The organism is Fibrobacterota bacterium (assembly GCA_019509785.1).
Lineage (GTDB): Bacteria > Fibrobacterota > Fibrobacteria > UBA11236 > UBA11236 > Chersky-265.
Genome location: JAEKLQ010000084.1, coordinates 22,224 through 31,672, shown reverse-complemented (window position 1 = coordinate 31,672; position 9,449 = coordinate 22,224). Strand labels below are relative to the sequence as shown.

General features: G+C 61.8%; 8 protein-coding genes. 7 read left to right on the top strand and 1 reads right to left on the bottom strand.

Features of this window, described 5'->3' with window-relative positions:
* Positions 1-283 (bottom strand): hypothetical protein (locus tag JF616_21920; protein MBW8890418.1); only part of this gene is annotated, 283 nt, incomplete at its 3' end.
* Positions 284-420: 137 nt separating this feature from the next.
* Between JF616_21920 and JF616_21915 the strand changes: the two genes are divergently transcribed.
* The 7 genes from JF616_21915 (at position 421) to JF616_21885 (ending at position 9,417) form a co-directional block, all read left to right on the top strand.
* Positions 421-1,092 (top strand): hypothetical protein, encoded by a 672-nt coding sequence (locus JF616_21915; protein MBW8890417.1) that lies wholly within the window; start codon positions 421-423, stop codon positions 1,090-1,092.
* A 147-nt stretch (positions 1,093-1,239) separates the two neighbouring features.
* The gene (locus JF616_21910; GenBank protein MBW8890416.1) at positions 1,240-2,427 is read left to right on the top strand and encodes a phosphoglycerate dehydrogenase; all 1,188 of its coding nucleotides are present in this window, start codon (positions 1,240-1,242) and stop codon (positions 2,425-2,427) included.
* A 174-nt stretch (positions 2,428-2,601) separates the two neighbouring features.
* Positions 2,602-4,833: a tetratricopeptide repeat protein gene (locus JF616_21905; GenBank protein MBW8890415.1), complete on the top strand. Its 2,232-nt coding sequence runs from the start codon at positions 2,602-2,604 to the stop codon at positions 4,831-4,833.
* A gap of 19 nt (positions 4,834-4,852) precedes the next feature.
* Positions 4,853-5,254, top strand: a complete 402-nt coding sequence (locus tag JF616_21900) for a hypothetical protein (protein ID MBW8890414.1) — start codon at positions 4,853-4,855, stop codon at positions 5,252-5,254.
* A 3-nt stretch (positions 5,255-5,257) separates the two neighbouring features.
* Positions 5,258-6,517, top strand: a complete 1,260-nt coding sequence (locus JF616_21895) for a PAS domain S-box protein (GenBank protein ID MBW8890413.1) — start codon at positions 5,258-5,260, stop codon at positions 6,515-6,517.
* Entirely contained in the window at positions 6,510-7,877 is a 1,368-nt protein-coding gene (locus tag JF616_21890) for a sigma-54-dependent Fis family transcriptional regulator (GenBank protein MBW8890412.1), read from the top strand. Before JF616_21895 ends, JF616_21890 begins: the two co-directional genes overlap by 8 nt.
* A gap of 10 nt (positions 7,878-7,887) precedes the next feature.
* Positions 7,888-9,417: a HAMP domain-containing histidine kinase gene (locus JF616_21885; GenBank protein MBW8890411.1), complete on the top strand. Its 1,530-nt coding sequence runs from the start codon at positions 7,888-7,890 to the stop codon at positions 9,415-9,417.
* The last annotated feature ends 32 nt before the right edge of the window (positions 9,418-9,449 follow it).

The following is a 9,449-nucleotide window of genomic DNA, read 5'->3' as shown; positions in this document are numbered from 1 at the left end:
CGATGCCCTCGGGAGACTTGGCATAGCGGGCTTGCACGTACCGCAAGTCCTCAGAAGTGCCGCCTTGGTCCACCCAGGACAATTCCGGGGTTTCCCCGAAACGCGCCTGATGCCACGCCTGGAAGGCGGCCCCGATCTCCTGCCGGATATTGTCCCCGTGGGGGGTAAGCAGGGTCAGGGCGGGAGCGGTGGCGCGGGCATCGGCGAGGAAGTGCGATCCCCCCAAGACCGTCAGGACGGCCAGGCAAGCCGCGAAGAGCAGGAGGGGGCCGTTCCGTTTCAATTGCTACCTCCCGGCTCCGCAAATTAATTGATATGTAGGGCCTTTCTGGGCTGAATTAATATCTTTTCGCCTTGTCGATTGACACGGGCCGGATTTGGCGTATCTTGGGATTGGGGTTTCCCCAGGAAAGGTCGATAGTGCGTTTTAGGCTTCCCGTTCTCCTGGCTTTGGCGATTTCCGGCACTGTTCCCATCTTCGCCCAATACGAGGATCTGGTCGATTTCCCCGACGCCCCGACCCGGACGAAGGAAGAGGAAGGCGTGATCTGCACCATCGAAGGCGTGCAGCTCACCAAGAAGCCGGGCGCCACCGAGGGTTCCAAGGAACTTTCCATCGTCTTCCTGCTCACCGAGAAGCCCTCCGCCTACTTCAACTATTACGATCCGGTCAAGAAGGCCGTGGTTTTCGACTTCTACGATACGCATATCGGCGAATCCATCATGGACCCGATCCACGAGTATCCCATCACCAACAGCACGGTCGAACTGTTCAAGCTGGACTTGAACAAGGACGTGGCCGGCCTCAAGCCCGACATCCGCGACGTGGTCCGCGTCAGCCTGTTCACCCCGTACGATCTGGAATACGATATCCAGGAGGATTACGGCGTGATCACCATGAATTTCAAATGGAACAAGAAGGTAGAGCGCAAGTATATCGCCAAGAGCCACGCCATCTATTGGGAGTTCCCCCTGGCCTTGGCGGTCCTCGGCGGCGGCGGCTATTTCGCCTGGAAGGAATGGGGCCCCAAGCCGGCCGAACCTCCGGTGGATTTCCTTCCGACCTTGCCCACGCACAATACCGATAAGTAACTACCGAGAGGCCGGGCGTTTACGGCTTCCCAATCCCGTCCGGCATCCCCGTCCGTGCCGCCGGGCGTCCCCGTCCATGGCGGGCCCCGCCGCGTTTAATTTATCTTTCCGGTCCAACCCCAACCCAGACCATTCGGAAGGACCGTCATGCCTTTCAAGATCAAGACTCTGAACAACATTTCCCAGCAGGGACTCAAGCTCTTCGGGGAGAATTACCAGATCTCCGGCGATACCGCTTCCCCCGACGGGGTGTTGGTCCGCAGCGCCATCGTCGATACCGACGAGATCCCGTCCATGCTGGCCATCGCCCGCGCGGGCGCCGGCGTCAATAACATCTCCATCGATAAGGCGACGGAAAAGGGCGTGTGCGTTTTCAACACCCCGGGCGCCAACGCGAATGCGGTGGCGGAACTGGTCTTCATCATGCTCGGCATCGCCGCGCGGAAGATCCACAAGAGCCTCGAATTCTCCCAGTCGCTCGCCTCCGAAACCGATGACAAGGTGCTCAACGAGAAGGTGGAGAAGGGCAAGGCCCAGTTTTCCGGCTTCGAGCTGCAGGGCAAAACCATGGGCGTGGTCGGCTTGGGCAAGATCGGCGTGCTGGTCGCCAATGCCGGCTTGCAGCATGGCATGACCGTGATCGCTTATGATCCTTTCCCGACGGTGGCCAATATCCATCTCCTCAACCCTCGCGTGGAAATCGCCTACAAGCTGGACGATGTCGTGGCCGCCGCGGATATCATCACCGTGCACGTGCCCCTTTCCGACAAGACCCGCAACCTCATCGGCGAAGCCCAACTGAAGAAGGCCAAGCCGGGCGTGATCCTGATGAACTACGCCCGCAAAGGCATCTACGACGATGCGGCCGTCATCCCCGCCCTCGACTCGGGCAAGGTCTCGTTCTACATCAACGATTTCCCGTCCAAGTCCCTGCTCGGCCGGCCCAATGTCCTCTGCACGCCGCACTTGGGCGCGAGCACCGCCGAGTCCGAGGAAAACTGCGCCGTAATGGCGGTGAAGCAGATGCGGAACTATCTCGAGTACGGAATCGTGGCCAATTCCGTGAACTTCCCCATCATCGAAGCCTATCCCGAGGGAAGCATCCGCACCCGCGTGGTGGTCATCAACAAGGACGTGCCCAATATGATCGCGCAGATCACCCAGGTGATCGGCAAGGCCGGGCTGAACATCGCGTCCTTTACCAATGCCAGCAACGGGAAGATCGGGTACAACATCATCGACCTGGAGAAGGAAGTGCCCGATGCGCTGGTCGAGTCCATCAAGGGCATCGGCAACGTCGTTCGCGTGCGGGTACTGCGCTTTCCGCATAAGTGATTGAAGGTTTCCGTATACGTGGCAGGTAGTTTCCGCATAATCGGCTGGCGGATTCCTCGCATCTGGCAGGAGGTCGGCATCGCGAATCGGTCCCAGCGGCCCGGAAAAGCCTCCCCCCGGGAGGCTTTTTTGATTTCCGCGATCCGGTATATCTATAATGGGTCGGGATCCGGCATGCCGTCGGGGTCCCCGGAGCGCCATCGCCCCATGCTTTCGATTGCCCGCGGATTCCTGATCACCGCTTGCTTGGCTACCGCCCTGGCCGCGGCCTCGCGCCCGGTCGCGGCTACCCGTGCCGGGGCGGACACGGTCCCCCCGAAAAGCGCCGGCATCGATCTCCGTTTGGAAGTGGCGAAGCAATGGGAAACCAAGGGGGAGTACGATAAGGCCGTGCAGGAATTGCGCCTGTACCTCTCCGAGCATCCGGAAAATCCCGGGCCCATCTATGCGCGCGTCGGCGGCCTGCGCCTTAAGCAAGGCAACTACAAGCTGGCCGGGGAGAACTTCAAGATCGCCCTCGCCAAGGATCCCTCCCTAGCGGACGCCCGCGCGGGCCTGGCCTTGGCTTACGAGAAACAGGGCGAGAAAGCCAAGGCCGAAGAAGAACGGAAAAAGCTGGCCGCCATGTCCGGGGCCAAGCCCACGGCGATGCCCCAAGCCGCCCCGGCGCCCGCGACGGTCGCGGCCAAGCCTGCCGCGGCCTCCGACGAATTGCCCCCGCCCCCCCGCGAAAGCGGATCCGCCGTCCCCATCGCCGGCGGCGACGAGGCGTTTTCCCCGGCCTTGGATTCCGGATCTTCCAAGGGCGGCGAAGGCATTTATGCCGACAAGGATTTTCTGGCCGCCCTCGAGGCATACAAGGCCGGCAAGTTGGATGCCATGGCCGCGCCCTTGCGCCGCTGCCTTTCCCGCCATCCCGGACATCCCGGCGCGTTTTACCTGGGCGGAGTGATGCGCTTCGATAAAGGGGACTATGCCAAAGCCTTGTTCAACTTCAAGCGGGCATTGGCTTATCCCGATCGCGGCTTCAACGCCCACTACTATATGGGCCGCATCTATCAGAAGCAGGAACGTTTCCCGCAGGCTACGGCGGAGTTCCGTGACTACCTGAAGACGACACGGTCCGCTCCCGGACGCAAGCAGGCCGAGGCCTTCATGGCCCAGATGGGGGAGGGTACCGCCGCGGCTACGCCAGGAGCGTCCGCTACGCCAGGAAACCCCGCTCCCTCGGGAGCGCCAGCTCCAGCGGGAGCGCCCGCTAGCCCAGGCCAGAAGCCGCCTGCCGCGGCGAAGGCGCCGGCGGCCGCGCAATTGAAGGAAACCACCGCCAAGGATGCGGCCCATGAATCAGGCGCGCCGGAGGAAGCCGCCAATCCCGCCGGAAAGGACGGCAAGCCTGCCGTCTCCGCCAAACCCACGGCGCCTGCGCAGCCGGCCGCCAAAACCCCGCCCCAGCCAGTCCCTCCTTCCGAGGCCAAAGCTCTGGTCCTGGGCCGCGACGGCAGTTTCCTATTCCTCATCCCCGATCCGGAATCGGCCTCCGGCAAGAAAATGCATGAGGCCCATCTGCTGGCCAAGAACGATAAATTCGAGAAGGCGATCGCCGCGTTAAAGGAAGTCATGCTGGGGTATGGCGGATCGGACAATGCCCAGGCCGCCGGCCTCGATATGGCTTCGGTTTACCTGCAATTGGGCCTTTGGGATCAGGCGGCGGAACGCGCGGCCGATCAGACGGGATCGGCCCCGCAGGATTCGGCGAAGTTCCACGATGCCGCGCAGTACCTGTCGGCCTTGGCCGCCCTCGGCATGAAGGACGGCGAGAAGGCGGAAAAGGCGTTGCTGAAGATCAAGCCCGGGGCCCCCGACGGGCCGGCGCAAGTAGAGGTCGAGTACCGTCTGGCCCAAGCGGGCGCGCTCCAAAACGATGCCAAGAAATCGGCGGGCTATCTGGAAAAGGGGTACGCGAACGCCAAGGACCCCGCGCGCAAGGCCGGCTACGCCCGCGACCTGGGCGGCCTGCACGCGAAGTACGGTGCGTTGGACAAGGCCTTGGCCTGGTACGGGAAGGCCACCGCGGAATGCCAGGATCCCAAGGACAGCCTGCTCGCAGATCTTTGCGCCGAAGTGAAGTTGCGCATGGCCGACCTCGCCTTCCGCAAAAAGGACTGGAAGGGCGCCATGGCCCAATACCGGCAATTCGCAGCCAAGTGGCCCGGGCATAAGGAGGCGGCCTGGGTCCATTACCAGATGGCCAATATCTACAAGACGACCGGGAACTTAGAGTCGGCCTTGAACGAGTACAAGAGGGTAATCGATAATTACCCGGATAGTTATTGGGCTTCCCAAGCCAAGTGGAAGCGCGAAGACGCGATTTGGCGCAAGGAGTACGAGGAGGTGCTGGATTAGCGGACCTGGCGGATTTCCCTTGGAGACCTTCACCGGCTTGTTGGCCAGGCATTTGGAAACGTTCCGGGAATTCGAACGCTTGCAGATGGCGGCCCTGGAAAGCGTGAAGTCCCAGGGGTTGGAAGGCTTGGAAGCCCTGTTGGCGCGCCAAGGCGAGATCATGGCGGCCATCGCGAGGGAAAAGGGCGAGCTCAAGCCGTACCTCGACCAGTGGGAAGGCTTGCCGGCTCCCGAGCGGGCCCGCCTGCGCGCGGGACGGCCGGGGGAGATCCTCGACTCCTTGGAAGGGGTGGCCAAAGGCATCCAGGCGCGGCACCAGGCCATGTTCGGCGATGACGGGAGCGCGCCGGCCGCCGAAGTCAAGGCGGAACCGCCCCGCGATCTGTCCCAGATGATCAACCTTTACCGCGGCCTGCAATGATCCATGGTCCGCGCCCGACCCATGCAGAACCTGCCTGACGGCATTCCCGCCGAGACCCGGGCCCAGCTCGATCAGGTCTTCGAATGGTTCAACGCCAACGTGGGCAAGCTCGAGTCCGCCTACCGCGAATTGGGCGTCAAGTTCGACAAGATCAGCCAGGAGCTCGAGGAAAAGAACCAGAAGCTGGAAGTCTCTTTCCGCGAGAAGGAACGCGTGGAAAACCAGTTGCGCTCCGTGCTCGAAAGCCTGGATTCCAGCGTGGTCATGATCGATACCGAGGAGCGCATCACCTTGTTCAACCCGTCGGCCGAACGCATCTACGCGCTGAAGGCGTCGGAGGCCCTGGGGAAATCCTACGCGGAATTCTTCGCGGACCAGGCGGACTCGCATTTCCCCCTCATCGAGACCTTGCGCCACGGCAAGAACCAACTGGGCCACGAGAAGTATTGGAAGATAGGCGCGGGGAAGCCCATCGGCTACACCACCAGCGTGGTGAAGAACCGCGAAGGCCAGGTGCTGGGGGCCGTGGAGATCTCCACCGATCTCACCAACATCAAGCAGATGCAGAACCAGATGCAACATGCCAAGACCTTGGCCGCATTGGGCGAGATGTCGGCCACCGTGGCGCACGAGATCCGCAATCCCCTGGCTGGCATCGGCGGGTTCGCGGGCCTCTTGGAACGGGATCTCGACGGGGACGACCCGCGGCGGGCGCTGGTGAAGAAAATCGTGCAGGGAGTCTCCAGCCTGAACAAGATCGTCTCCAACCTGCTGGTGTACACTCGGCATATGGAGCTAAACGTCTTACGGGTTGACTTCGTGTCCTGGATGGAGGATATCCTGAACTACGCCGAGGTCGAGATCGCCAAGGACAACAAGGATATCGCCATCATGCGGGATTACGCCTTCGCGAAGATTGAGGCCCGCATCGATCCCGAGAAGCTGCAGCAGGTGTTCCTGAACCTCATCTTCAACGCCATCCAGGCCATCGACGGGAAGGGCGCCATCACCATCAAGGCCGATCTCGACGAGAAGGATTTCCTGCGGGTGGCCGTTATCGACGACGGTAAGGGCATCCCGAAGGACATCCAGTCGAAGATCTTCAATCCGTTTTTCACCACCAAGGAACAAGGCACGGGACTGGGGCTGGCCATCGTTCAGCGCATCGTGGCCCTGCACGGAGGCGAGATCGCCGTCGCCAGCCGGCCGGGCGAGACCCGTTTCGAAGTGCGCATCGATTCGCGGGGTAGCGTACATGGCTGATATCCTGGTGGTCGACGACGAATCCCTGATCCGCGATCTCATCTCCATGAGCCTGTCGCGGCTGGGCCACAAGCTGCGCACGGCGCGCAGCGGGCAAGAGGGATTGGACGCCTATGAGCAGGCTCGGCCCGATCTGGTGCTTAGCGATTACAAGATGCCGGGCATGACCGGCCTGGAGATGGCGGAGAAGATCTTGGCCGCGGATCCCATGGCCTGCATCATTCTGATGACAGCCTTCGGTACCATCGAGACGGCGGTGAAGGCCATGAAGATCGGCGTGCAGGACTTCATCGAAAAGGATGCCGACAAGGGCTTCCGGGTGGAGATGCTGGAGCATACCGTGTCGCAGGTGCTCCAGATCGGGAACCTGAAAAGCGAAAACAAGCGCCTGCGCGAGACGCTGGACGAACGCTATAAGTTCGTGGGCCAGACCGCCGCCGTGGATAGCCTCATGAAAACCATCGAGGAGGTGGCCGGGTCGAATTCCACCGTCATGATCTACGGGGAGTCTGGCACGGGCAAGGAACTATTGGCCCAGGCCATCCATAACAAAAGCAAACGTTCCAATCTGCCCTTCGTGAAAATCAATTGCGCGGCCATCCCCGAAAGCCTGATCGAAAGCGAACTGTTCGGCCACGAGAAGGGCGCCTATACGGGCGCCATCAAGACCCGGGTGGGAAAATTCGAGCTGGCCAACGGCGGCACCTTGCTCCTGGACGAAATCGGGGAGATGCCGATCTACGCGCAGTCCAAGCTGCTCCGCGTATTGCAGGAACGGGAGATCACAAAAATCGGCGGCAGCGAAGAAGTGGCCATCGACGTGCGCATCCTCTGCAGCACCAACCGCAACCTCCAGGATGAGGTCAAGAAAGGGAACTTCCGCGAGGATTTGTATTACCGGCTGAACGTCATTCCCATGGAAGTGCCGCCTCTGCGCGAGCGCATGGCCGACATCGAGCCTTTGGCCCACCATTTCATCGCCAAGTACAACAAGGACAACGGCTTCACGGTTTCCGGGCTCAAGCCCGAGTCCCTCACGCGCCTGAAGGCCCATGATTGGCCGGGCAACGTGCGGGAACTGGAGAACGTCATCCAGCGGGCGGTCGTGTTCGCCAAGAACGGGGAGATCGGCATCGACCATCTGCGTCTCGACGGGGCGCGTCCCGCTTCCGCGGGGACGCCTTCGAACGGCGCCGGCGGGCTCGTTCCCGGCATGAGCGTAGCCGAAGCCGAGCGTATCCTGATCATCAAGACGCTGGAAGCTTGCGCGGACAACCGCACCAAGGCCGCGGAAATGCTGGATATTAGCATTCGCACGCTGCGTAACAAGCTCCACGAATATAAATTGCAGGATCCATAAGGAGACCTGCATGCCCCGCGAGGCGGCCGAGCCCCCCAAAGTCCTCATCGTCACGCGTGATCCGGAGTGGGAAGCCCGCTTCCGCAAGGCTTTGGATGCGTTCCCGTTCGCCGATCCGGGCACCGTTCCCGGTTCCGATCCCGCGCAGGTCTGCCTGGTGGATTCCCGCCTGGCCCGCGAGTTCCCGGCCATGATCGATGGCGAAGCCGACGTCCTTTTCGTGCTCGCCAATTCGATCGCCCTCTCGCCGGAAACGCTCCCTCTGGAAGAGAAGGTGGCCTTGTTCGAAATGGGCTACTCGCTGGTTTCCGAAGGCGCCGATTGCCTTCCATCGTTGCGGGTGCGCTTGCAAGGCCTGCTGGCGCTGAAATCCAAATTGCTGACGCAGCAGATCATCAACCGGCGCCTGCGCGCGCGCATCGAGTCGCAGTCCGCCAACCTTCGGCACCAGAACGATTTCCTGCACATGGCCGTGCACGACCTGCGCTCGCCCCTGGCCGCCATGATTTGCTATGCGGAGCTGCTGATGGAAGGCGTGCTCGGCAACCTGCAAGCCACCCAGCTCGAACCCATCCGCACCATCCACCGCAATTGCCAGTTCCTGATCGACATGGTGACCGATTTGCTGGACTCGGCCAAGATCGGCGCCGGGAAGCTCCAACTCAAGCTGGAAAGGGTGGATTTCAACAACGAGGTGGGGTTGGCCGTGCAGTCCCTGAAGGGCTTGGCGGATGCCAAGAGCATCGTCATCGATACGGCTCTGGTCCCAGTGCAGGAAACCTGGCTGGACGTCCAGAAAGTGAGCCGGGTGCTCTCCAACATCCTGGGCAATGCCATCAAGTTCACCAAGGCGGGCGGCAAGATCATGGTCCGTTCGCGCCAGCAGGGCAACGTGCTGGCCCTTTCCATCCAAGACACGGGACCGGGCATCGCCCCGGCCGATCTGGAAGCCATCTTCGAGAAATTCCATACGGGCGAGGCCAGCAATCTGGCCGGCAAGGGGCATGGCCTTGGCTTGGCCATCAGCAAATCCTTCGTGGAGCTGCACGGCGGCAAGCTGTTCGTGGAATCGACGCGCCACAAGGGATCGATCTTCGTGGTCCATCTGCCCATCGAGAAGCGCAAGGCCCGCGCGATCAGCCAAACGCGGCGGCACCTGCTCATCCTCGATCTCGGGCGCGATCTGCCAGGGCTCAAGGAGGCCGCGGCCGAAGTGGAGCTGGCCGACTTCGAGGTCCAATACGTCTCGGCCAGCATGCGCGACTGGAACAAGACCCCGCTCCCGCGCTTCGATTTCCTCCTCATCAACGAGGCCCCCGGGTTTGAGGAGTTTGGGCGCGACTATTACCTGTTGGCCCTCAGCGGCCTCTCGGCGGATGCGCGCTGCGCGCTGCTCATCGACTCGGCCATGAGCACGGACGATAAGGAAGTGCGCCGCTACCTCGGCTTCCAGCTTTTGGAAAAGCCTTGCGCTCCCAAGGATCTATTCGATAAACTCCAGGGAATCGTCGGATTCGACCGGCGGCAAAGGAACGACTGACGCGCCCCATTAAGTTAGGGGCTCCTAGGGGC

Coding starts and splice junctions, on each gene's coding strand:
- JF616_21890 (MBW8890412.1), top strand. CDS start 6,510: ATGGCTGATATCCTGGTGGTCGACGACGAATCCCTGATCCGCGATCTC.
- JF616_21895 (MBW8890413.1), top strand. CDS start 5,258: ATGGTCCGCGCCCGACCCATGCAGAACCTGCCTGACGGCATTCCCGCC.
- JF616_21905 (MBW8890415.1), top strand. CDS start 2,602: ATGCCGTCGGGGTCCCCGGAGCGCCATCGCCCCATGCTTTCGATTGCC.
- JF616_21885 (MBW8890411.1), top strand. CDS start 7,888: ATGCCCCGCGAGGCGGCCGAGCCCCCCAAAGTCCTCATCGTCACGCGT.
- JF616_21910 (MBW8890416.1), top strand. CDS start 1,240: ATGCCTTTCAAGATCAAGACTCTGAACAACATTTCCCAGCAGGGACTC.